The 24,021-nt window shown below is 60.9% G+C and carries 20 protein-coding genes and 1 pseudogene; 17 read left to right on the top strand and 4 right to left on the bottom strand.

Going from position 1 to position 24,021, the window contains the following annotated elements; all coding sequences use genetic code 11:
- Positions 1–495 carry a MarR family winged helix-turn-helix transcriptional regulator gene (locus tag AC1RUR_RS04020; RefSeq protein ID WP_492841512.1) on the bottom strand — a complete coding sequence of 165 codons (495 nt, stop codon included), beginning with the start codon at positions 493–495 and terminating at the stop codon, positions 1–3.
- A gap of 209 nt (positions 496–704) precedes the next feature.
- Here AC1RUR_RS04020 and AC1RUR_RS04025 point away from each other — a divergent pair, with 209 nt between their 5' ends.
- The 8 genes from AC1RUR_RS04025 to AC1RUR_RS04060 all read left to right on the top strand — a co-directional run bounded on the left by AC1RUR_RS04025 (position 705) and on the right by AC1RUR_RS04060 (position 10,064).
- Positions 705–1,016: a hypothetical protein gene (locus AC1RUR_RS04025; protein ID WP_492841514.1), complete on the top strand. Its 312-nt coding sequence runs from the start codon at positions 705–707 to the stop codon at positions 1,014–1,016.
- A gap of 36 nt (positions 1,017–1,052) precedes the next feature.
- A complete protein-coding gene (locus tag AC1RUR_RS04030; protein WP_492841516.1) occupies positions 1,053–2,372 on the top strand; it encodes a Rieske 2Fe-2S domain-containing protein in 1,320 nt (439 codons plus the stop codon).
- A gap of 54 nt (positions 2,373–2,426) precedes the next feature.
- A complete protein-coding gene (locus AC1RUR_RS04035; RefSeq protein ID WP_492841518.1) occupies positions 2,427–3,389 on the top strand; it encodes a PDR/VanB family oxidoreductase in 963 nt (320 codons plus the stop codon).
- A gap of 117 nt (positions 3,390–3,506) precedes the next feature.
- Complete coding sequence (locus AC1RUR_RS04040; protein WP_492841520.1) at positions 3,507–4,646, top strand: ABC transporter substrate-binding protein; 1,140 nt, start codon at positions 3,507–3,509, stop codon at positions 4,644–4,646.
- 66 nt (positions 4,647–4,712) lie between these two features.
- The gene (locus AC1RUR_RS04045; protein ID WP_492841522.1) at positions 4,713–6,005 is read left to right on the top strand and encodes a CaiB/BaiF CoA transferase family protein; all 1,293 of its coding nucleotides are present in this window, start codon (positions 4,713–4,715) and stop codon (positions 6,003–6,005) included.
- The gene (locus tag AC1RUR_RS04050; RefSeq protein ID WP_492841524.1) at positions 6,002–7,198 is read left to right on the top strand and encodes a thiolase C-terminal domain-containing protein; all 1,197 of its coding nucleotides are present in this window, start codon (positions 6,002–6,004) and stop codon (positions 7,196–7,198) included. Before AC1RUR_RS04045 ends, AC1RUR_RS04050 begins: the two co-directional genes overlap by 4 nt.
- Positions 7,195–7,641: a Zn-ribbon domain-containing OB-fold protein gene (locus tag AC1RUR_RS04055; protein ID WP_492841526.1), complete on the top strand. Its 447-nt coding sequence runs from the start codon at positions 7,195–7,197 to the stop codon at positions 7,639–7,641. Before AC1RUR_RS04050 ends, AC1RUR_RS04055 begins: the two co-directional genes overlap by 4 nt.
- 329 nt (positions 7,642–7,970) lie before the next feature.
- Positions 7,971–10,064, top strand: coding sequence for a methyl-accepting chemotaxis protein (locus AC1RUR_RS04060; protein ID WP_492841528.1), 2,094 nt, complete (start codon positions 7,971–7,973; stop codon positions 10,062–10,064).
- A 35-nt stretch (positions 10,065–10,099) separates the two neighbouring features.
- Here AC1RUR_RS04060 and AC1RUR_RS04065 read toward each other — a convergent pair whose 3' ends face one another.
- From AC1RUR_RS04065 to AC1RUR_RS04075, 3 genes are all read right to left on the bottom strand, one after another.
- Complete coding sequence (locus AC1RUR_RS04065) at positions 10,100–10,960, bottom strand: FadR/GntR family transcriptional regulator (protein ID WP_492841530.1); 861 nt, start codon at positions 10,958–10,960, stop codon at positions 10,100–10,102.
- Positions 10,961–11,109: 149 nt separating this feature from the next.
- Positions 11,110–11,829, bottom strand: coding sequence for a nitroreductase (locus AC1RUR_RS04070; protein ID WP_492841532.1), 720 nt, complete (start codon positions 11,827–11,829; stop codon positions 11,110–11,112).
- A complete protein-coding gene (locus AC1RUR_RS04075) occupies positions 11,819–13,507 on the bottom strand; it encodes a GMC family oxidoreductase (RefSeq protein WP_492841534.1) in 1,689 nt (562 codons plus the stop codon). The genes AC1RUR_RS04070 and AC1RUR_RS04075 overlap by 11 nt, the downstream gene beginning before the upstream one ends.
- Before the next feature lie 215 nt (positions 13,508–13,722).
- Here AC1RUR_RS04075 and AC1RUR_RS04080 point away from each other — a divergent pair, with 215 nt between their 5' ends.
- The 9 genes and pseudogenes from AC1RUR_RS04080 to AC1RUR_RS04120 form a co-directional block, all read left to right on the top strand.
- Positions 13,723–14,967 (top strand): anaerobic sulfatase maturase, encoded by a 1,245-nt coding sequence (locus tag AC1RUR_RS04080; protein ID WP_492841536.1) that lies wholly within the window; start codon positions 13,723–13,725, stop codon positions 14,965–14,967.
- A 55-nt stretch (positions 14,968–15,022) separates the two neighbouring features.
- The gene (locus AC1RUR_RS04085; protein WP_492841538.1) at positions 15,023–15,715 is read left to right on the top strand and encodes a DUF2270 domain-containing protein; all 693 of its coding nucleotides are present in this window, start codon (positions 15,023–15,025) and stop codon (positions 15,713–15,715) included.
- Positions 15,716–15,813: 98 nt separating this feature from the next.
- Positions 15,814–18,204 (top strand): arylsulfatase, encoded by a 2,391-nt coding sequence (locus tag AC1RUR_RS04090; RefSeq protein ID WP_492841540.1) that lies wholly within the window; start codon positions 15,814–15,816, stop codon positions 18,202–18,204.
- A gap of 204 nt (positions 18,205–18,408) precedes the next feature.
- Positions 18,409–19,683: an ABC transporter substrate-binding protein gene (locus AC1RUR_RS04095; RefSeq protein ID WP_492841542.1), complete on the top strand. Its 1,275-nt coding sequence runs from the start codon at positions 18,409–18,411 to the stop codon at positions 19,681–19,683.
- Between the two features lie 89 nt (positions 19,684–19,772).
- A complete protein-coding gene (locus tag AC1RUR_RS04100) occupies positions 19,773–21,251 on the top strand; it encodes an aldehyde dehydrogenase family protein (RefSeq protein ID WP_492841544.1) in 1,479 nt (492 codons plus the stop codon).
- Positions 21,252–21,387: 136 nt separating this feature from the next.
- Positions 21,388–22,182 (top strand): ABC transporter ATP-binding protein, encoded by a 795-nt coding sequence (locus AC1RUR_RS04105; RefSeq protein WP_492841546.1) that lies wholly within the window; start codon positions 21,388–21,390, stop codon positions 22,180–22,182.
- Positions 22,179–22,892 carry an ABC transporter ATP-binding protein gene (locus AC1RUR_RS04110; RefSeq protein WP_063686830.1) on the top strand — a complete coding sequence of 238 codons (714 nt, stop codon included), beginning with the start codon at positions 22,179–22,181 and terminating at the stop codon, positions 22,890–22,892. The genes AC1RUR_RS04105 and AC1RUR_RS04110 overlap by 4 nt, the downstream gene beginning before the upstream one ends.
- Before the next feature lie 12 nt (positions 22,893–22,904).
- The gene (locus AC1RUR_RS04115; protein WP_492841548.1) at positions 22,905–23,783 is read left to right on the top strand and encodes a branched-chain amino acid ABC transporter permease; all 879 of its coding nucleotides are present in this window, start codon (positions 22,905–22,907) and stop codon (positions 23,781–23,783) included.
- Between the two features lie 2 nt (positions 23,784–23,785).
- Positions 23,786–24,021 (top strand): annotated as a pseudogene (locus AC1RUR_RS04120) (branched-chain amino acid ABC transporter permease); the annotation flags it as partial.

A 24,021-nucleotide genomic window follows, 5' to 3' on the forward strand; every position in this document is an offset into this window, starting at 1 on the left:
TCAATGGTCCGAGGATGAGCTCTTGGTGGAGGAGGATTTTGCGATCGCCAGCAAGCATTCTAGAAAATGCGCGCGATCCTCCCTGCTCAAGGGTGCCAGCAAGGTGTTCTGAAGTTCGGACGCGGCTGGCACGACGCCCAAAAGGGCTTCCTCGCCCTTGGCGGTGATCTGCACCTGAATGGAGCGTCGGTCTTCCGAATTGCTCCGCTTCGAGATCAGCTTCCGGGCCGTCATTCGCTTGAGCATCTCACTCAGGGTATTGCGATCGCTGCTGATACGGTCCGCGAGTGCCGACGGGGTAAGCGGGCCGTCCTGGTAAAGCGCGATCAGCACGCCGAACTGTCGCGGGGTGATATCGCTCTGGCCCGTCAGGTTCTGGTAGAGCACGTCATAGCGAGCCTCGAGCAAGCGAAGGAGAAATCCGATACCGCCTTCCAGCCGCCAGTTGCGCGCAATGTCCGCGGCGCTTGCTCTCGTTCCCTTGTCGGCTGCCATGCCACGCTTGACCTGAATCGTTGCCTCGAAACACCTGAATAGCCGTTAGCAGCTTGGTCGAGGGCTCTCAACCCCGTGTCGGGTCGCCGGACTGGGTCGTCCTTCGCCCCCCAGTTCACTCGTTCGGGCTATTGCAAGGCGTGTGGAAATATAGTACGTATACGTATTAAGAGATGACGCCAGGGAAATGGCGTCGCCGGGAGGGTGACTTGGATCTGCGCGACTTCTTGTCGATTCCATACCTTCTTGAGGCCGAGGCGGTTGAGACCGGGCCCGGCAAATGGCTTGTGCGGCTTGCCTACCCAGAACTGCCGGGTTGCACCGCGGAAGGGCTCGTCATCGAGGACACCCTGAAGGAGCTGGAGCGGCGCAGGATCGAAACGATCGTGGATCTCGTCGAAGCCGGCAAATGCCCCCCGGTGCCGCGAAAGCCGCTCGCTGCAGCTGATCCACTTTGGACCGCAAGTGATTTGGGACTGTCGGGTCGCGTCGCCGCGCTCTTGGCCGGAACGCGGAAGTAGGCGCGCGGCGTCGCGCAATACAATGGAGGAACGCTCATGCTCTCGCACGAAGACAACGAACGGCTGGTGAGGGTTGGAAAGGGCACTCCGCTCGGAGAACTCTTCCGCCTTTACTGGATTCCGTTCCTGCCGTCGGCAGATCTGTCGCAGGACGGGCAGCCGAAGCGCATCCGTTTGCTGGGGGAGGATCTGGTCGCCTTCAGAGACTCCGAGGGCCGTGTCGGCCTCGTCGATCAGGCATGTCCGCATCGGGGCGCGCCCCTGATCTTCGGACGTAACGAGGATTGCGGGTTGCGCTGCGTCTATCACGGCTGGAAGTTCGACGTGACGGGCGCGGTGACGGATATGCCGGCAGAGCCCGTCCGCAGCCGCTTGAAGGAGCGCGTGCGGATCAAGGCGTATCCCTGCAAGGAGCGCAACGGGATGATCTGGACCTATATGGGGCCGGACCAGGCCGAGCTTCCGCCGCTGCCAAATGTCGAATGGAATCTGGTCCCGCACGACCAGGTGCATATCTCCGTCCGCGTCCAGGAGTGCAATTGGCTTCAGGCAGTCGAGGGCGAGATCGATTCCGCTCACGCGCCGCTGCTTCATGGCCGGTTGGATTCACAGGGCACGACGAGTGCGTGGATCCAGAAGCGTGACCTGCGACCGACCTTCGAATGCGTCAAGCAGGATTTCGGAATGAGCATCGCCGCGCGACGCAACTACGACGCCAATACGCTGTATTGGCGGGTCAACCAGTTCATGCTGCCGTTCTATACGCTCGTTCCGCCGCTCTCGCCATTCCCGGATCTGAGCGGACACGCCTGGGTACCGATCGACGACGAGAATACGCTCTGCATTATGTTCTCCTACCATCCGTCGGAGCCGTTGTTGCCGAAGACGCGGCAGATCTTCGCGGAAGGGCATAATGGTCGCGAGAGCGGGCATGCCAGCCGCAACGCGCTCGTCCAGCAACCGGTGACGGTCCCGTACGCGGACTATTGGACAAAATACAATCCGCAGAATGGCTTCCAATTCGACCATCAAGCCCAGCAAACGACCTGGTTCTCCGGCCTGCCCGGGCTTTGGGTCCAGGACGGCGCCTGCCAGAGCGGCGTGTCGCCGATCTTCGATCGGACCAGGGAGAATCTCTGTTCGAGCGACACCGGCATCGCGATGACCCGGCGATTCATCCTCGAGGCGCTCGGCGCCTACCGCGATCACGGAACAAAACCGAAGGGTGTCGCGGATCCCGACGTCTTCATGGTGCGGGCGATATCGCTGCGGTTGCCGCCAGAGGAGTCCTGGGTCGATGCCGGAGCTCCCTTCATGCAGGCCAAATTGGGCGCGGATTTTGGATACGAGCTGTGAGCACATCGAGCTGCCACCGACGCGCCGGTCATCATTCGTGGTGGGAGTGGCTCCATGGCTGAGAGCGTCGTCGAGCTCCGGGTCAGGCGCATCTGCTACGAAGCCGAGCGCATCAGTTCCTACGAATTGGTGTCTCCGACGGGCGCCGATCTTGCACCCTTCACCGCCGGCGGCCATGTCGACCTACATCTGTCGAACGGCATGATCCGCAGCTATTCGCTGGTCAATGACCAGCGCGAGCGGCATCGCTATGTCATCGCTGTGAACAAAGATCTGGCCGGCCGCGGTGGCTCTAGCTTCGTCCATGACAATCTCAAGGTAGGTGACATTGTCAGAGTGTCTGGTCCGCGCAACAACTTCGCGCTCTGCGAGAAGGCCGGCCGCTCCGTGCTGATTGCCGGCGGGATCGGGATCACACCACTTCTGTCGATGATCCGCCGTCTTGAAGCGCTGGGACTCCCGGCGGAACTGTTCTATGCCGCGCGGACACGGCCGGCCGCTGCGTTCCTCGACGACCTCAATGCACTTGCTTCGAGCGGATGCTTGACGCTGCACCTTGATTTCGACGACGAGCGGTCCGGACGCCCGTTCGATCTTACCGCCATCGTTGGTCGGGTGCCTGCGCAGGCGCACCTCTACTGCTGCGGCCCCGTGCCGATGCTTCAGGCATTCGAGGCAGCGACAGCCGATCGTCCCGCGGACCATGTGCACGTGGAATACTTCCAGGCAACGGAAGCGCCGGCGACCGATGGAGGTTTCGAAGTCAGGCTTGCGCGGAGCAACCGGACGATCGCAATCGAGGCCGGCAAGACCATTCTCGAGGCGCTGCTGGATGCGGGAATAGCGGCAAACTACGCCTGCGCCGAAGGCGTGTGCGGCACCTGCGAGACACGCGTCATCGAGGGTACGCCCGACCATCGCGACCAGTTCTTGAGCAAGGAAGAGCAGGCCGCGAACAACACCATCATGATCTGCTGCTCGGGTGCAAAATCCCGCACTCTGGTCCTGGACATCTGAATAAACAACAACATCGTCAATGGGTGGAGACATATGAAACCTCTCGCGTCGGCTTTTGGAATATCCTTCCTCGCCCTCATCGCATGCTCGACCGCCTTCGCAGATGCGACACGAACGATGAAGATCGGCGTTCTTAACGACGCGTCGGGTCCTTATTCGGACAATGCAGGCGAGGGCTCGGTCACTGCGGCCAGGATGGCGGCGGAGGACTTCATGCAGCGGCATCCGGACTTCAAGGTCGAGATCATCTCGGCGGATCATCAGAACAAGGCTGACGTCGGCGCGGTGATCGCGCGCCGTTGGATCGACCAGGAGAAGGTCGACGCGGTTGCCGACGTGCCGAACTCGGCGGTCGGTCTCGCCGTCAACGAGGTCGTGCGCGGCAGCGCGGCCGCGTTGATCGCATCCAGCGCTGCCTCGTCCGACCTGACCGGAAAGTACTGCTCGCCGAACACGATTCAGTGGACGTTCGACACCTGGGCGGCTTCGCACACGCTCGGCAGCTATCTCGTCCATCACGGAGGCAAGAAGTGGTATTTCATCGCGACCGACAACGCGCTCGGAAAGTCCATGGTTCGCGACGGAACGTCGGTCATCGGCGCGGGCGGCGGCGTCGTGCTCGGGGCGGTCAATGTCCCCATCAACAATGCGGACTATGCCTCGTTCATCCTCCAGGCTGAGGCGTCGGGCGCCGACGTGATCGCATTCGCGACGGCCGGCGGCGATACCGTCAGCCTGATCAAGCAGTCCTCCGAATTCGGGTTAAAACAGAGCGGCAAGACCTTTGCCGCACTCCTGACCACAACCAATGATGTCGAGGCAAGTGGCCTCGCCGTGGCGCAGGGCCTCATCATCACCCAGCCATTCTATTGGGACCTCAACGATGCGAGCAGGGCCTGGTCGGCGAAGTTCAGCGCGCGTCAACACGGACAGTCGCCGACCGCCTTCCATGCCGGCGTCTATTCGTCGGTGCTGGCCTATCTAAATGCGGCGCAGGCCGCCGGGACGAATGATGCGCAGGCGGTTGTCCGGAAGATGAAAGAGCGGCCGATCGATGACGCACTGTACGGACCGGTCGTCGTGCGCGCGGACGGCCGCGCCATCCACAACATGTACATCCTGAAAGTGAAAGATCCGAAGGCGTCGAAAAGCAAATGGGACCTTCTGGAGAATGTCGGCGTCCTGAGCGGTCCGGAAGCATTTCGGCCGATCGAGCAGGGTGGCTGCGCGATCGTTGAACAGGCGAAAGGCAATTGACGGCGTCTCGGCTCGACCGCTTCCGCGATCGAACCTTCCGACCCCGCAAAATCAGTGGACCCAAACATGTTGGATAAGATCGAAGAAGACTTCCCCGAACACACGGCCCGTCCGTCTCACGCGCCGAAAGCGCTCGAAGGGATACGAGTTATCGACTTCTCCCACTTCATCGCAGGGCCGTTTGCGACGATGATCCTGGCGGACATGGGAGCCGAGGTCATCAAGATCGAAGCTCCCGGCCGCGGCGACGATCTTCGTCGCTATCCGCCAGTGCATCCCGAGCTCCGGCATGGCGCGCCGTTTGCTTGGACCAACCGCAACAAGCAGAGCATCGCACTCGACCTCAAGTCGCCGGTAGGCATCGATATCGCGCGCGAGCTCATCGCGACAGCGGATGTCGTCGTCGAGAACTTTTCGACGGGGGTCATGGAGCGGTTCGGGCTCGACTACGAGTCCTGCCGCAAGATCAAGCCCGAGATCATCTATTGCTCCGTGTCGGCCTATGGACGCGAGGGCAAGTTTTCCGATCGGCTCGGCTTCGATCCGATCGCGCAGGTCGAGAGCGGCTTCGTGTCCATGAATGGCTATGCCGATCGCGAGGGCGTGCGTGCGTTGTCGCCCGTCATGGACATCAGCACGGCGATGATGGCCAGTAACGCGATTCTTGGCGCGCTCGTTGCCCGCGAGCGCAGCGGCCTCGGCCAGGCCGTCGAGATCTCGCTGTTCGACAATGCCGTGCTGATGACGGGATACGCGACCATGCAGCATTTGTTCACCGGCGCAGATCCGCAGCGCCAGGGCAACACCAGCCCGGACACCTGTCCGTCGGGCGTGTTTCAGGCGAAGGACTGCGCCTTCTACATCAATTGCGGCAATGACAAGATCTTCCAACGTCTGATGTCGCAGGTGGTCGACCGTACCGATCTCGCGTTGGCCGAGATCTACGCGACCGGTCCCGACCGGATCCAGCGGCGCGACGAGCTCTTCGCGATCCTCGGTGAAGCGTTCGCGCGGGAGCCGTGGTCACACTGGCAATCCCGGATGCGAGCGGCCGGCGTTCCCTGTGGGCAGGTGCGGACCGTCGGAGAGGCGATCCGGTCACCCGAAGCGAGGGAGCGCGGGCTGGTCACCCGGATCCCGCATGACAAGCTTGGTTGGGTCCCCAACGTCAACCTTCCGCTCCGCTTCTCGCGCACGCCGATCGTCGATCCCGTTGCGGCCCCCGCAGTTGGACAGCACACCGAAACTGTGCTGCGCGAACGGCTCGGCTACGACGACGCCCGCCTTGCAAGGCTTGCCGAGGCGGGAGCGTTCGGCGCCGACACGACGAGGTCGCCGCGGCCGGACGTCAAGGCATGATGGCGCGAGCCGACGCCGAGCGCACGCTCAGAGGCCGCGTCGCCGTCATCGGGATCGGTGAAACCGATTACTTTCGCCACGGGGCCTCGCCGGACGCAGAGTTCAAGCTCGCGCTGAAGGCGATCCTGGCCGCCTGCGCCGATGCGGGTCTCGACCCGCGCGATGTCGATGGCTTCGCGTCCTACAGCGACGATCGCAACGATGCGTCCCGGCTGGCTGCCGCGCTCGGCACACGACGGCTACGGGCCGCAACGATGCAATGGGGTGGAGGTGGTGGTGGTTGCTGTGCGGCAGTTGTGAATGCCGCCGCGTCCATTGTCGCGGGACTTGCGGACTGCGTTGTCGTGTTTCGAGCGCTTGCCCAGGGACAGTATGGCCGTTTCGGGCAGACGACGGGCATCAATACCATCTCAGGTGAGAAAGCGTACCTGATGCCTTATGGCGTGCTGGCGCCGCCACAACGCTTTGCCATGCGGGTACGGCGTTACATGCATGAGCACGGCGTCCAGCAGGAAGCGCTGCGCGCCATCGCGCTGGCGTCTTACCACCACGCCCAGTCGAATGCGCGCGCGGTCATGTATGGCAAGCCACTGGACGAAGCCAAATACGATGCGTCACGCTGGATCGTCGAGCCGTTTCATCTGTACGATTGCTGCATGGAGAATGATGGCGCCGCCGCGCTCGTGCTTGTGCCGGCGGAGCGCGCCGGGGAGTTCCGAAACAAGCCGGTCTACCTGCTCGGTGCAGCCGTCGGCTCCGGATACAGAGCCGGAGCGATCCCCCACAATTCGCCACTCTACGCCGGTGCAAGCTTCGATACAGTCGCGCCCGACCTGTTTCGGATGGCAAGGCTTGGTCCGTCTGATGTTGGCGTGGTTCAATGCTACGAAAACTTCACCGGAGGTGTGATGATGGCGTTGGCGGAGCACGGATTTTTCAAGCCAGAGGATGCTAACGACTTCCTGACGGTCGAGAATTTGACTGCTCCGTCTGGCCAACTGCCGCTCAACACCAGCGGCGGAAACCTGGCCGAGTGCTACATGCACGGCTTCGAGCTCGTGCTGGAGGCGGTGCGCCAGGTACGTGGCGTGTCGACGAGCCAGGTGCAAAGGAATGACGTGGCGATGGTCATTGGCGGTCCGATGGTCTCTCCAGTCAGCAATCTCCTTCTCGGCACGGAGGCCACGCTGTGAGCGGCCCAACATATCTTCCCGCAGGCTTGCCCATCCCGATAGCTGAGCCCGATGGCTTATCCGTTCGCTACTGGACGGGACTGCGCGAGAGCCGCCTGTTAGTGCAGCGTTGCAGTCGTTGCAGCACCTGGCAATTCGGACCGGAGTGGCTGTGCCATCGCTGCCACGCCTTTGACCCAGAATGGATTGAAATCGAGCCCAGAGGGCTCATCTACAGCTGGGAGCGCGTCTGGCATCCCTCGCATGCTGCGCTGAAGCAAACTGGTCCTTATCTTGTTGTGCTAGTGGAGGTGCCCCACGCCGGTGGTGTCAGGATGGTGGGCAATCTTCTCGGCGATCCCATGCAGACGGTCTCGATCGGAGCGAGTGTTGAAGGCTTGTTCGAGCATCACCCCGATTCCGATCCACCGTATTCGCTCTTGCAATGGCGGCTCCAGCAATGAATTGCGCCGTGTATGTGGTGAAACAAGCTGTACTTTAGTGTCGGTGCGATGGAGCCGCAGTTCTATGCGGGGCTTTTGCGGAAGATCGGGATCGATGATCCAGACTTCAAAGATCAGAAAGAGAGAGATGGCCGGTTCTTCGCAGGAAGATGCCGGACGTCTTTCTAATTCGGACCCTCGACCACATCCCGATCGCCGCCTCCGTACTCTTTTGGTTGTCCCGAGTTTATGACGTCCCACTGTTTGGGCATGCTTCTCCGCTTTACCAATTGGTAGGACCATTGAGATAATTTATAAGCCGCCCTCCAGATTCTCGGGAATTGCATCCAATGCTCGATCGCCTGACGGTGTCCGCTTTGTTGAGAGCCGTGATTGGGCTCATGACCCTCTGTGTCGTGACCGCTCTTGCCGTGAGTTCATGGACTTCCTGGAGCCGTCTTCGTGCGGCTGCTCGGATAGAGATTGTGACGGAAGCATCTGCTAACGCGTTTACGGCGATGCACAATCTGCGCACGGATAAGGCCTCCACCAACAAGACGCTGGTTGGCGAACCCATAATCGACTCAGAGATGGAAAAGGCTCTCCGGTCCTACCGCGACGCAGAAAACGCCGCCATTGGGGCCGTAGCAAACCTCGCCGCGACCGTTGAATTCGTCGATCAGAAGACCTTACTGTCCGATCTCGACCGGCTTGCGGGGACCCTGAAGGACGTGCAGGCGGCAACCTGGGATGCGATGAAAAAGCCGAAGGGGCTGCGGTCATCCAACGTCGCCAATGACTACGCGCAGACCTCCGAGGCGTTGTTGCAGACGCTGGAGAAGCTGTCTGCCCAATTGGCGAGCGCGGTCCGCCAAGACGATCCCATGGTCGATCAGCTCATGTCGGTCAAGAACGCTGCATGGCTCTTGCGCGAGGCAGGAGGGCAATCGGCCTTGTTGCTTTCGAAAGGCCTCGCAGCGGGTCATCTCACGCCGGATGCGCGCCAATCTTACTGGAAATATGTTGGCAGCACCGAAACCGCCTGGGCTGCGCTGACGGCGTCGACTTCCGGAATGCCGCTGTCGTCCGCGCTTACAAATGCTATGGCCGATGTCCGAATCGCCTATTTCGAACCCCAGTACCTCATGTTGTGCGATCGGCTGTTGAATTCCACCATTGCCGGCAACGCGCCGGAAATGCCGCTCGGCGCGTGGAGTTCCATCGCGGTCAAACGGTTGGGAACTGCCGTGGCCTTGGCGGAGCAGGCCTTGGGTGAGGCCCAGAACCATAGCTTGGGGCGGTGGTCGGCCGCCAGACGCACGTTAATTCTGCAGCTTCTCCTATTGATCGCCGCAGTGGCGGTCGCATGCGGTGTGCTGGTCGTCGTCAACCGCCGTGTCATTGTTCCACTGTATGCGATCGGCGAGGCGATGCTGAAGGTTGCCGCCGGCGATCTCTCGGCTGACTCCGGCTACGATGCCCGCCATGATGAAATCGGTGCGCTGGCCGGAGCGTTGAATACATTCAAGCAGCACGCTGCAGAAAAGATCCGGATCGAGCAACTGGAGCAGGAGCGCAATGCTCGCACTCAGGAAAGACAGCGTACCATCGAAGCCTACATCGAAGAGTTCGAAAAGCATGTCGGGGATGCGCTGCTTGCGCTTGGCGATGCATCCGCACAGATGCGCATTACCTCCGACGACATGACCGCAGTGTCTGCCCGGACCAACACCCGCGTTCAGGGAGCCGTCAAGGCGGCCAACGACGCGTCGATGAGCGTGCAGGGCGTCGCTTCTGCCTCCGAGGAGCTCAGTGCGTCGGTCAATGATATCAGCCGTCAGGCGGCTCACGCCGCAGGCATTGCCAATCGCGGGGTCGATCAGGTTCGAGAGACTGACGGTACTGTTCTAGGCCTTGCGAAGGCTGCTGGCCGGATCGGCGAGGTCGTCGACCTGATCAGTGATATCGCCGGACAGACCAATTTGTTGGCGCTGAATGCGACGATCGAGGCCGCGCGTGCGGGTGATGCCGGCCGCGGATTTGCCGTCGTAGCCTCCGAAGTCAAGTCTCTGGCGAGCCAAACGGCCAAGGCCACCGAGGATATCGCCGGCCAGGTTGCGGGCATTCAGACTGTGGTGAACGAGGCCGTCGGCGCGATAAAGGCCATTGGCGGTATCATCGGTCAGGTAAACGAGGTCGCGACCGCAATTGCTGCGGCGGTCGAAGAGCAGGGTGCCGCGACTGCAGAGATCACGCGCAACACACAACAGGCGGCTGTAGATACTCAGGATGTTTCCGACAACATCGGCGGCGTGAGTGGCGATGCCGATACGGCCAGAACGGCCGCTCAGAAAGTCAAGTTTTCGTCGGAGACATTGGAAACGCAGACCCGAAATTTGGGCACCCAAATCACCCAGTTTCTCGGAAAGATTCGCGCGGCCTGATGCATTGGCGGTATAATCGAATTGCGCCGAACGAGCTATTTGTCGCTGCTGAGAAGATCCAACGGGCCTTTCGTTGGCAGAATTTTATTTGACTTGGACCGCTCGCGCAACAGGACGAGATAGTTGCGGTTGATGCGCTTGAGGTGTCGTTCCATCTCTTTCACCGCGGCCTCGGCGTCTCTCGCCTCGAAGTGCTGGATGAACCGCTTGCGCGATGGAAGAACATAATCGGCAATTTGCTGCGAGCCGATCGAGTGGACGAACTGTCGCATGATGCCGATGAGGGCTTCCATGACGACGATCAGGATCGGGTTGCGCGTGGCTCGCGCCAAAATCATGTGAAACTCGAGATGAGCATCGGCGCGAGCAAAGAAATCATCGCGCCGCGTTGCTTCGGCGGCGAGCTCAAGATTTTCGCGCAAGTTCTTCAGGTCTGTGGCGGTATAGACCTCACACGCAGTTCGGATGATTGCAGATTCGATCGAAATCCTGGCCAGCGTGATTTCCTCAGTCGTCACGGCTCCAAGCGAGAACATGTCCTGGATGCTCGTGATGACCGTACTTCCATTGGTATCGTTGACGAAGGCGCCTCCGAAGGCACCCTTTTTCAGCGTGATCAACCCGGAAATCTCAAGCGATCGGAGCGCCTCTCGGAGCGTGTTCCGTGAAACGCCGAATTGAACGGCAAGTTCGCGCTCCGCGGGGAGCCGATCACCGGCCCGCAAGCGTCCTTGCGATAGCTCGTCGCGAATCTGTGCCGCGATGTCCTCGAAGGCCCGCGCGACCTGAACCCGGCGAAACGCGACGTCCCCATCAGGCTTGCGCGACGACGCTCGACCGGTGGCGGCACCGCGTCGCTCGATTCCGATAGTCTTCGGTGCAACTGTTCGGACCACGCTGAAGCCCCATGATTACCACCGACAACGGCTATTGAAAGTCCGAAACACCTGGCCCGCGGGGCGGGTGACAGGATGCCCGTCCGACGATAGGTCTGCGGTCAATCGCTCAGAAGTACATGACTCGGGTCGGCCACGCAAAGGGACTGTTAGACATCGATCCAGCCCACGGTCTCCGAAATATCCGCTCGCGAGGTTCGAAACTGGTTCGCGGGGTGGCCAGCATCCTCATAACCGAACGAGATGCCGCACACCACCAGCCGGTCCTCGGCAAGGCCGAGGTGCTTGCGCCAGAACGCTGGATAGGCCGCCAAGGCGGCTTGAGCGATGGCGGCGACGCCAAGTGACCGAGCGCTGAGCGCGAAATTGGCGATGTAGGCGCCGCAATCCACGGCGCCATAGGCTCCTAGCATTCGGTCCGTTGTCACGATGGCTACGTGAGGTGCGCCGAAGAACCGGAAATTCTCCAAACGCTGCTGCTCGGCCGCCTCCCTATCGTCGCGCGCCAAGCCTACGGATTGATACAACTGCAATCCGCACTCGCGGCGGCGTTGCTGGTACACCCCGTGGTACCCCGATGGCCAGGCAAAGTCCGGCCGGGGGCGTTCATTGCGAACGTGTTCGATGAGTTCCTTTCGGAGCCGCGCTGTGGCCGGGCCGCTCGTGATGACGACTTGCCAAGGCTGGGCGTTACACCAGGAAGGGGTGCATTGGGCGTTACCAAGAATCTTTTCGATGATCGGACGCGCGACGGGCTCGGTTCGGAAGCCGCGGCAACTATAACGCTCGCGCAGCAGTTGGCTCAACATCTGATCGCGCGGGGAGTTTCTGGTTGCCTGCTGGGGAATCAGGCCCGATTCATTGGGCATAGGCGGCGTCACTCGAATTTAGAACACCGAGATGGGATCTGTCGGCACTGTTCGCGCGGTCCTGAAGCATGAACTCGGCTGCTCGTTCGCCAATCATCATCGAGGGTGCGCTAGTATTGCCGCCAATGATATTGGGCATGATCGAAGCGTCCGCAACGCGCAGGCCTGTGATCCCGTGAACACGAAGACGGGAATCGACCACTGCCATGGGGTCTTTCTGAGGGCCCATCTTGCAGGTGCCAACAGGGTGATAGGTCGTGGCAACATTAGCCCGGATAAAGGCTTCAAGATCAGCGTCGCTGCCAACAGCAGGCCCGGGGCTCAGCTCGGCGCCGGAATAGGGAGAAAATGCCGCCATGGAGATGATGCGCCGCGCTTCCTTGAGGCCTGCAATGAGTGCGTCGATATCGGCGCGGCTTTCGAGGAAATGCGGGTACATCTGTGGCCGGTCGGCGGGGTTTGACGAAGAAAGTTCGAGGCGGCCACGCGAGGCCGGCCGGAGAACGGCGACGTGCAGCACAAATCCGTGACGGCGCGGCAAGGTACGTGGGTTGTCCTTCAATCCGACCATGAACGTCATCTGAAGATCTGGACGATCCAGCCCATCTCTGCTGCAAAGAAACCCGCCGGCCTCTGCGGCATTCGAGGCCAGCATGCCATCGCGCCCTAACAGGTATCGCAGTGGAGCAAGAGCAACACGTGGCGCCGTTCGCCAGGAGAGCGCGTAGGATTCCGCACTTGGATTGCTCATGGCGACCGAGACCGTCGGATGGTCCTGCAGATTGCCCCCAACGCCCGGCAGGTTCTCGACCACGGGAATACCGTACTGGCGAAGGTGGTCGGCTGGTCCGACGCCGGAGATCATCAGCAACTGAGGCGAGTTGACGGTGCCCGCGGCGAGGACGATTTCCGTCGAAGCCAGAAGCTCGGCCCTGCCGCCATTCTGTTGGATGGTAAGCCCGATCGCGCGCGTACCCTGAAAGTTGACGCGCTCGACCAGCGTGTCAGCAAAGATCCTCAGGTTCGGACGATCGAGAACGTCGTGCAGGAATGCACGCGAGCTGCTCAGCCGGACACCCTCGCGCTGATTGAGATCGAAGATTCCAAAGCCGTTCTGCCGCGGGCCGTTAAAGTCGTCGTTTCTCGAATGTCCGGCCTGGACCGCTGCGTCGATCAGCGCGTGAGCGAGAGGATTGCTCTGTCGCGGCTTAGCGACGTCGAGCTCCCCACCGACACCGTGAAGGTCCGACTGACCACGGGCATAGTTCTCATGCTTCCGATAAGACGTGAGAACGTCCTGATAGCTCCACCCTTCGTTTCCCAGAGCGGCCCACTGGTCGTAGTCCGTCGGATGCCCGCGCATATAGACCGTTCCGTTGACTGACGTGCAGCCACCGAACAGCTTGCCGCGGGGGCAAGGGATCTCACGACCATTTACCTCCAATCCCCCGCTATAGGCGTGTCGCCAGTTGTAACGCGCATGTGGCAGCAGAAAGACGTTGCCTACCGGAATCGTCGTCTTCAGGTTGACGGGAAAACGCAGGTCGGATGGGCCCGCCTCGATGAGTGCCACACGCGCGGTCGGATCTCTAGACAGCCGGTTTGCGAGCACGCAACCGGCCGCCCCGGCACCGACCACGATATAGTCGAATTCAATTCGATCTTGCGTACGGCTCACGGGCACGCTCCTCCTGCTTGTCCTGCATTCCCGACCCTCGCGCCAGAAAAGCGACGCGTCGCGCAATCGCGCTTGCGCGTATTTATCAATGGTTGTACCATTGACAAATGGCGATGTCCATATCGTCTGCCTCTATGCCCTGCTCTCGTGAGAGGTCGCAGTGGCTTTGAGGTCAGGCACGTCAAATTGTCGAACCAGGGAGGAATTGAGACGTCATGCAGTCGCCGCTGCCTTTCCATCTGCTGGCCAAGCCGACAGGCGCCACCTGCAATCTCGATTGCAAGTACTGTTTCTTCCTCAGCAAGGACGGCTTGTACAGCGGCGGGTCCTTGAGGATGACCGACGAGGTCCTTGAGACCTACATCCGGCAATTGCTCGCGGCGCAGCCGAACTCGGAGGTCAATATCGCCTGGCAAGGTGGAGAGCCGACGTTGATGGGGCTGCCGTTCTTCAAGCGCGCCGTTGCGCTTGCGGAGAAGTATCGAATGCCCGGACAGAGCGTCCTGCACACCATTCAGACAAACGGCGTCCTCTTGACCGACGATTGGGCGCGCTTTCTGAAAGAGCACCGGTTTCTCGTTGGATTGAGCGTCGATGGCCCCAAGGAGATGCACGATGCCTATCGTGTCGCGAAGGGCGGACAAGGCACCTTCGATCAGGTGATGCGGGCGTGGGACTGTCTGTCACGGCACCAGGTTGAGACCAATGTTCTTTGTTGCGTTCATGCCGCGAACGGCGACAATGGTTTGGACGTCTATCGCTTCTTTCGCGACACGATGCAGGCGCGATATCTGCAATTCATTCCGGTGGTGGAGCGAGCCACGAGGGAAACGCTCGACCAGGCCAACCGAGGCTGGAGCGAGCGCGCCGGCAACCCGCGTCCGCTTTATCTACAGCAAGGTGATCTGGTGACCGATCGCTCGGTCCGGCCCGATCAATACGGCCGCTTTCTCTGTGCGATCTTCGATGAGTGGATCAAGCGTGACGTCGGCCAGGTTTTCATACAGACCTTCGATGCGGCGCTCGCCAATTGGCTCGGACGCCCCAGTGCTTGCATCTTCTCTCCGACATGCGGTGATGCTCTGGCTCTCGAGCACAACGGAGATCTTTACGCATGCGACCACTACGTTGAGCCGGACTACCTGTTAGGGAATATTGGCGATACGCCGCTGCCGACGCTCGTCGCATCGGCGAAGCAGCGTCAATTTGGCCGTAACAAGTTCGAATCGCTGCCGAAGCAATGTCGCGAGTGCAAAGTGTTGTTCGCCTGTTATGGAGAGTGTCCGCGCAATCGGTTTGCCCAAACGTCTGACGGTGAGTTCGGCCTGAACTACCTGTGCGAGGGATACAAGACCTTCTTCGGTCATGTTGACGGTCCCATGCGAGCGATGGCCGGTTTGCTGCAAAGCGGCAGATTTGCAGACGAAGTCATGAAGATCGATGTGTGGGGAAGGGCGTGATGGTGTGGCGTGCCCTTGCCGGTGGCAGCTGGCGTCCTGGACGATGGAGGCGCGAATGAAGCAGTCGGATCAGGACTGCGCCAATCGCATCTACTATCCGTCGTCCGCGAGCGAGTTCATTGCCTTGTTCGCCCACTTCCATCGCGCGGAGATAGCGCGCATGGCGGGGTGGAGGGATCGTATCGACCGCACGACAAATTGGGTCATTACGCTCGTGGCAGCGATGCTTTCCGTCTCGCTTTCTACGTCAAATGCTCACCACAGCGTATTGCTGTTCGCGATGGTACTCGCGTTCTTCATGCTGATGATCGAATCCAGACGTTACCGATTCTTTGACGTGTATCGATCTCGTGTCCGACGGTTGGAGCGCAACTACTACGCCGGCCTCTTCGATTCGACTCTTCGTTCGGAAGAAAATTGGCGGCAACTCGCGGCCGCTGATCTGCGAGCGCCGTCGTTGGCGATGTCCATGGCCGAGGCGGTCTCTCGGCGGCTCCGTCGCAACTATGTCTGGATATTCCTGATCCTGTTGTCGGCCTGGTCGCTAAAAGTCGCATTTCCGCCCGTAAGCGGCAGCGTGTCAGTCGCACCCACGTTCGAGCGCTGGATCGAGAGTGCCGCGGTCGGCCCGGTATCCGGCTGGCTCGTGCTGGTAGCTCTGTTTGTCTTCTATGGCTGGATTGGGCTCGCGGTGCTGAGGGGGCGCGAGCGGACGGGAGAGCTCGCGCATGGCGATGCTCATGTGTGAGCAAGCTGTCGATCGCGCGAACTGAGGGAACGTCACGGCATCAAGCGGCCGCGGCCTGAGAGTGGCCTGGGTCTTAGGAGGAGAAATTGGTGGAGCGAATGAAGGACAAGACCACCCCGCGATCGCAAATTGCGCAAGGCGAAAAGTCGGACGATCGTGGGATTCCGGAGAACGTGAGTTCCGACACGCATGCATATCGGGATTTTGCCGGGCGGATTGGTCGCACCATGGTCCAGTCGAAACCTGACTGGCCGCAGCGTCCAGAGGCGCCAAAGGGCGCGCCCAACATCGTTGTCATCCTCTGCGACGATGTGGGCTTTTCGGATTTCGGCTGCTTCGGATCGGAGATACCGACGCCGAACATCGATGGGCTGGCCGAAGAGGGGCTGCGATATAGCAATTTTCACGTCATGCCAATGTGTTCGCCGACCCGGGCGGCACTGCTGACAGGCAGGAACTCTCATGCAGCTGGTGTCGGTTGGGTCGCGCACGCCGATCCGGGCTTTCCCGGCTACGCAATGGAATTGCCTGAGGACGTTACGACGATCCCGGAAACGCTGAAAGCGCAGGGTTATGCGACCTACATGGTCGGCAAGTGGCATCTGTGCAAGGATTTCGATCACACCGAGACGGCCTCGCGCACGTCGTGGCCCGTGCAGCGCGGTTTCGATCGGTTCTATGGATTTCTTGAGGCGTTTTCCAACTATCACCATCCTCCGACATTGATGGTCGACAACACGGAGGTCGCGCCGGAGCAATATCCGGACGGCTACTATCTGACGGACGACCTGACGGATCGCGCGATCGCGATGATCCGCGCCTCGAAGGCGTCCGAGGCGTCGAAGCCGGTCTTTCTCTACTTCGCCCATCCAGCTGTGCACGCGCCATTGCATGCAAAGCCCGAGGACATCGAGCGCCATCGCGGACGCTATGAGCGAGGCTGGGACGCAATCAGGGCGGCCCGATTCCAAAAACAGGTCGAGCAGGGCGTCATTGCCGCCGACTCCAAACTTCCACCGCGAAACAGCGAACCGGGCGACGACGTCAAGCCTTGGGCCGAACTGACGGCCGACGAGCAACGTCTCTTCGCGCGGTACATGGAAGTCTACGCGGCCATGGTCGGAACGATCGACGAAAGTGTCGGGCGGCTTCGCCAGGTTTTCGAGCAATTGGGCGAGTGGGACAACACCCTCGTGATCCTGACATCGGACAATGGCGCCTCGCGAGAGGGGCAGGAGGTCGGGACGACCCAATATTTCGACGCGCTGCGGATGTTCTACGACAAGAAAACCACCGCTTCGGTCGACCGCGACCTTGCCGCGTTGGACGTCATCGGCGGGCCCACCAGCATGCCGCACTACCCACGCGGCTGGGCAATGGCGTCAAACACGCCGTTTCGTCTCTACAAGGGCAATACCCATGCGGGCGGCCATAGAGTTCCAATGGTGATGTCATGGCCCTCGCGCCTGCGCGAGTTCGCCGGGCAGACCCGGTCGCAATATGTGCATATCACCGATCTCTATCCCACCTTGCTGGAATTGATCGGAATGGAGGATCTGAAGGTCCGGCGAGGAGTGTCTGTGCAAGCTCTGTCGGGCGAGAGCTTCGGGCCCACCATTTTCGATCCGAAAGCTGCGGAAGCGCACGTTTCTCAATACTATGAGCTGTCGGGGCATCGGGGCTACTACGAAGCCGGCTGGGAGATCGTCAGCCGCCATGCGCCGATGACCAAGTTCACAGATCAGGAGTACGAACTATATAACGTGGCGGTTGATCCGACCGAGACGATGAATCTTGCGAGCGAGCAGCCGGATCGGGTCGGCCATCTCGCGCGTGCCTGGGAGCAGGCGGCCTGGGACAACCAGGTCTTCCCGCTGGACGAAGGCAGCGGGATCCGGAAATTTCAACGGTCCGAGTTCGAGCGACGATATGAAGAGCCCGTGCGCCTGGTGCCGGGAACGCCGACACTCGCCCGCTATCGGTCGCTCAAGCTCGTCGACCAGCGTTCCTTCGACATCGAAATCGATCTGGATTTCGCCGCAGGCGATCGCGGGACCCTGGTCGCGCACGGGCAGCAGGGCGGGGGATACGCCGTCTATATCGACAAGGACGAAGTTCACTACGTCCATAACGCCTTTGGCGAAGTCACGGACATCAACGGCGGACCCGTGTCGGCCGGACGCCGGCAGGTACTCATTTCCGCGATCGCGAAGTCTGCAACAGAGCTCGACGTCGTTGTCTCGATCGATGGTGAGAAGCGCTCTGAGACGCGCGGCCTCGCCATGCTGATCGGGCAGGCCCTGTTTCAGGGGATCGACATCGGAGTCGATCGCCGATCGCCAGTGAGTTGGGAGCGGTTCTCGGCTGATGGGACGTTTGCATTTACAGGCAGGCTTACCTCCGTCACGTACAAGCCGGGTCCGCACGCGCCGGGCGCCGGTCCCGAGCGGCTGGAGCAACTTCGACGCCTTGCGGAGCGGTTTGACTGATGGGGCCTGGGCGCGGGCGGCTTTTTGGTGGCCCGCGTCCGTCCTTTCATCGGCGCCAGCCGATGCGCTTCGGCGTGAGGCATTTCAAGAAATGCATTCCAGGGTGCAACGTTCTTGATGCTTGCGACGATCATTCGTCAATGGTAGAACCAATGAAAATCGCGGCCGGCTTTGCCGCGTAATAATCACATGAGGAGGAGCCCCATGGGCGTGCCACCGAGCGTCCGGAATGGCAGCGAGGAGCAAACTGTACGCTGGATCGAACTCGCGACCAGTCTCAAGTTGATGGCTGTCGGGGCGGCCTTCCTCGTTGGAATAAGCGCGGCCTCGGCGGAGAAAAATTACGGTCCAGGCGTAACCGATACCGAGATCAAGCTCGGCCAAACCACGGCTTACAGCGGTGCGGCCTCAGGCTTCAGCGCGACATCTCGCGCGATTGTCGCCTACTTCAAGATGATCAATGCATCTGGAGGCATCAACGGACGCAAGATCAACCTGATTTCTCTCGATGACGCTTACAGCCCGCCGAAGACGGTCGAGCAGACGCGAAGGTTAGTGGAGGGCGACGAGGTCCTGGCCATCACGGGGACGCTTGGCACGCCAGGAAATCTGGCTGTGGCGAAATACTTGAATGCCAAGAAGGTTCCTCAACTCCTCTCACTGTCGGGCTCGGCAAAGTTGAACGATCCAAAATTGCCGTGGACGACCACGTTCTATGCATCCCAGGCAATCGAGTCGAAAATCTATGCGCGATACCTTCTGAAAGCCAAGCCCGGCGCGAAGATCGCCGTCCTCTTTCAGAACGACGATTATGGAAAGGGGTATCTCACTGCCCTGAAGGAGGAACTCGGAAGCAAGGCTTCCACGATGATCATTGCCGAGGCCTCCTACGACATCACATATCCTACGATCGATTCCGAGCTCGTCCGGCTGGCGAATTCGGGCGCCGATACGATCTTCTACGCGTCGACGCCCAAGTTCACTGCTCAGGCTATACGCAAGGTTCACGAGCTCAAGTGGAAGCCACTTCAGATCGTAATAACTGCATCGAGTCAGATTGATGCGACGCTAAAGCCGGCGGGGTTGGACGCGGCGACCGGTTTGATCACTTCGCTGTGGCAAAAGGACCCGAACGATCCCAAATGGGCGGACGACCAGAGCGTCCGCGAGTTTCTGGCATTCATGAAGGAGTGGGGAGCTGGGGATTCGGCAGACCTTTTCCTGTCGGCGACCGGATATTCTTGGGCGCAGACAATGGTCCAGATCCTGAAAAATTGCGGTGACGATCTTTCGAGGGAAAATCTGCTTAAGCAGGCGACAAACCTGAAGGGATTCCACCCTTCGTTGTTCATCGACGGCGTAAATCTGAGCGCAACGGCCGAGGATCACACGCCCTGGAGGCAAGCCCGGATGGCGAAGTTCGATGGGACGAGCTGGCAGCCCTTTGATGACATCATCACGATCGAGGAAGGCCAGTAACAACGACGTGCGTTACGGGCATTGCGATGTGGCTGGCTGACACGGTCGGATCGAACCAGATTTGAACTTCCCAGACGGAGCGCGCATAAATGAACTACAATCATCCTCACCCTTACCTGGGAGGAGAAGCAAAGCTTCTCCTGATCGATGGCAAGATGGTTCCGGCGGCTTCGGGGCGCACTTTCAGCACTATCAATCCGAGCAATGGACAAGTCCTTGCGGAAATGGCTGACGCCGATTTTGAAGACATTGATCGGGCGGTGGCCGCTGCGCGAAAAGCGCTTGAGGGTCCTTGGAGCAAGTTGAAGCCGTTTGATCGCCAACAATTTCTGCTCAAGCTCGCAGAGATCGTTGATCGCGAATTCGATCAGCTGGCGCTGCTGGATACGCTCGACATGGGTGGCCCGATCACGAGCACCTCGGCGAGGCGGCAGCGCGCCGTCGCACTGCTCAGATACTATGCCGGTCTCGCGACCACTACCCACGGGCAAACGATCCAGAACTCGCAGGCTGGAAACATCTTCTCCTATACCGTCAAAGAACCTGTCGGGGTCGTCGCCGCGATCAATCCGTGGAACGGCCCTTTGGGGATGGCAATCTGGAAAATCGCTCCCGCGTTGGCCGCGGGCTGTACCATCGTGCTCAAGCCGGCCGAACAAGCTCCGCTATCGCCACTTCGATTGGGCGAATTGTGTCTCGAGGCAGGAATCCCTCCCGGCGTTGTCAACGTCGTGATGGGATCCGGGGCGGCTGGGGCTGCATTGGCAGCACATCCCGGCGTCGACAAGGTGGCGTTTACCGGATCGACTGAGGTAGGCCAGAAAATCATTCAGGCGTCGGCGGGGAACATCAAGCGCGTATCGCTCGAGCTCGGCGGAAAGTCCCCAAACATTGTCTTTGACGACGCCGATTTGGAGTTTGCTGTGCCCGCTTCAGCGATGGCTGTTTTTGCGAATTCTGGCCAGATCTGTAGCGCTGGTAGCCGCCTCTTCGTGCAACGGGGAATCTATGATGAATTTGTCGAGAGATTGTCCGTCTTCACGAGGAGCCTGAAGGTCGGAGATCCTCGGGACCCCAAGACCCAGCTTGGACCGCTTGTATCGCAGGCGCAGCTCGAGCGCGTGACTGGCTATCTCAAATGCGGTCTGGACGAAGGGGCAAAGGCGGTCGCCGGCGGCTCCCGCAAGGTCGACGATGGCCTTGCTGACGGCTATTTCGTCGAGCCGACCGTATTCAGTTCGGTCCAGGATCACATGCGCATCGCGCGAGAGGAAATCTTCGGACCGGTCATTTCGGCAATGCCGTTCGATACGGTCGAGGAAGTTGTGGGCCGTGGGAACGCGACCCAGTATGGCCTGGGAAGCGGTGTCTGGACACGTGACATCAATAACGCGCTGAAGGTTTCGAACGGCCTGAGAACTGGTTCGGTCTGGATCAACTGTTATCAGGCCATGGATCCGGCGGTTCCGTTCGGCGGGTACAAGATGAGTGGCTACGGACGTGAATCTGGCACCGAACATATGGAACAATTTCTTCAAACCAAGGCCGTTTGGATCAAGACCGCCTGATCGACATGCATCGTGCTGCAAGTCGATAGGGATGAAAGCATGCGATCGCGCGTGCCGATGATCCGTCGTTGTTCAACGTGTGGAGGCCGGCTCGATAACCGTGGCGAGTTGTCGGCGGCCCGAGAGGATTTGCGTGATGACTGCTTTGCGGCTTGGTGATCGCCAGCGCTTGCTCGCGGTTCGCGACGTCAGCGTCGTGTTCGGCGGCATCATCGCGCTCAACGGCGTGTCCTTCGACATGCACAAGGGCCAGATCCTCGGATTGATCGGCCCCAACGGCGCCGGCAAGACTACGCTCTTCAACTGCCTCTCGCGGCTCTACCAGCCGTCATCGGGCGACATCCTGATGGAAGGCGCGAGCATCCTGTCGCGGCCGCCGCACCGGATCGCCGAGATCGGCATCGGCCGCACCTTCCAGAACGTGGCGCTGTTTCCCAACCTGTCGGTGATGGACAACGTCCGCGTCGGCACGCATGCCCGCACCTCCAGCGACATCATCAGCGACTCGCTGCGTCTTGCCTGGATTCGCCGCAGCGAGACCGACGTCAACAAGAAGGTGCACGAGATCCTCGCCTATCTCGATCTCGAGGACGTCGCCCATACCGTCGTCTCCGGCCTGCCCTTCGGCACCCAGAAGCGCGTCGAGCTGGCGCGCGCGCTGGCGGCCGACCCGAAGATCCTGCTGCTCGACGAGCCCGCCGGCGGCCTCAACCACGAGGAAGTCCACGTTCTCGGCGACCTCATCCGCCGCATCCGCGACGACCGCCACATGACCGTGCTGCTGGTCGAGCATCACATGGGCCTCGTGATGTCGATCGCCGACCACGTCGTCGCGCTCAATTTCGGCAAGAAGCTCGCGGAAGGCACGCCCGCCCAGGTGCAGGCGGATCCCGACGTCATCAAGGCCTATCTCGGGAGCAAGGACCAATGACTGTTCTGCTCAACGTCAAGGACCTGCGCGCCTATTACGGCCAGGTCCAGGCGCTCCACGGCCTGTCCTTCTCGCTCAACGAGGGCTCGCTGACGACGCTGCTCGGGGCCAACGGCGCCGGCAAGACCACCACGCTGCGCGCGATCTGCAACATGGTGCGCTCCACCGGCGGCATCGAGTTCGACGGCAAGCCGCTCAACAACCGCTCCACCGAGAGCATCGTGCGGTTCGGCATCGCCCATGTGCCGCAGGGCCGCGGTACCTTCACCACCATGACGGTGGAGGAGAACCTCCAGTTGGGGGCCATCACCCGCAAGGACAGCGCCGGCATCGTCTCCGACATCGAGCGCATGTATGCGCATTTCCCTGTTCTCAAGCAGCGCCACACCCAGCAGGCCGGCACGCTCTCCGGCGGCGAGCAGCAGATGCTCGCGGTCGCCCGCGCGCTGATGCTGCGGCCGCGCCTGATGCTGCTGGACGAGCCCTCCTTCGGCCTCGCGCCGCTGGTGGTGCGCGACCTGTTCGGCATCCTCGGCAAGATCAATCGCGAGGACAAGGTGTCGATCCTGGTGGTCGAGCAGAACGCCCAGCTCGCGCTCGAGCTCGCCGACCAGGCCTATGTGATCGAGACCGGCCGCATCGTGATGTCAGGCAATGCCAAGGACATCGCGAACAACGAAGAAATCCGCAAATCCTATCTGGGTTACTGAGGAGCCGGCACGATGGAGCTGTTTACCAACCAAGTGCTGGCCGGCGTCGCCACGGGCGCGATCTATGCCTGCATGGCGCTCGCCGTGGTCATGATCTACCAGGCCATCGACCATCTCAACTTCGCGCAGGGCGAGATGGCGATGTTCTCGACCTTCATCTCCTGGCAGCTGATGCAATGGGGCGTGCCCTACTGGGCCGCCTTCGTCATCACGCTGATCTTCTCCTTCATCGCCGGCATCGCAATCGAGCGCATCCTGTTCAAGCCGCTGACGAAGGCGCCGGTGCTGACCAATGTCGCCGGCTTCATCGCGCTGTACGCGATCATCAACTCCTCGGCCGGCCTGCTCTGGGACTTCACCATCAAGCAATATCCGACCCCGTTCGGCTCCTCGCCGTTCCTGGGCAGCCAGCTGATCTCGACCCACCAGGCCGGCATGATCGGCGTCACCGTGCTGCTGCTGCTCGGCCTCTACTTCTTCTTCCAGTACACCAGGATCGGCCTTGCCATGCGCGCGGCCGCCTCGGTGCCTGAATCGGCTCGCCTCGTCGGCATCAACACAAGCTGGATGATCGCGCTCGGCTGGGGCATGGCGACCGCGATCGGCTCGATCGCCGGCATGCTGATCGCTCCCGTTGTGTTCCTCGAGCCCAACATGATGGGCGGCGTGCTGATCTACGGCTTCGCCGCAGCCGTGCTCGGCGGGCTGACCAGCCCGTTCGGCGCCGTGGTCGGCGGTTTCCTGGTCGGCATCTTCGAGAACCTCGCCGGCACCTACATACCCGGCGTCGGCAACGAGCTGAAACTCCCGATCGCGCTCGCGCTGATCATCTCCGTCCTGGTCGTCAAACCCGCTGGCCTGTTCGGCCGGCACATCGTCAAGCGAGTTTGATCATGAGCGCCGCAGAAGAAGTCGTTGCAGAAGGCCACCAGGCGGTCGAGGCGGTTCCGAAGCGGGCCATGACGCTGGGCACCGGCACCTCGCTGGTGGTGCTCGCCGCGCTGATCATCATGCCGGTCTTCGTCAAGAACTTCATCATCTTCCAGATGACGATGCTCTTGATCTACGGGCTCGCGGTGCTGGCGCTGAACATCCTGACCGGCGGCTCGGGCCAGTTCTCGCTCGGACA

This window comes from Bradyrhizobium sp. GW821-FHT12B03 (assembly GCF_058807535.1).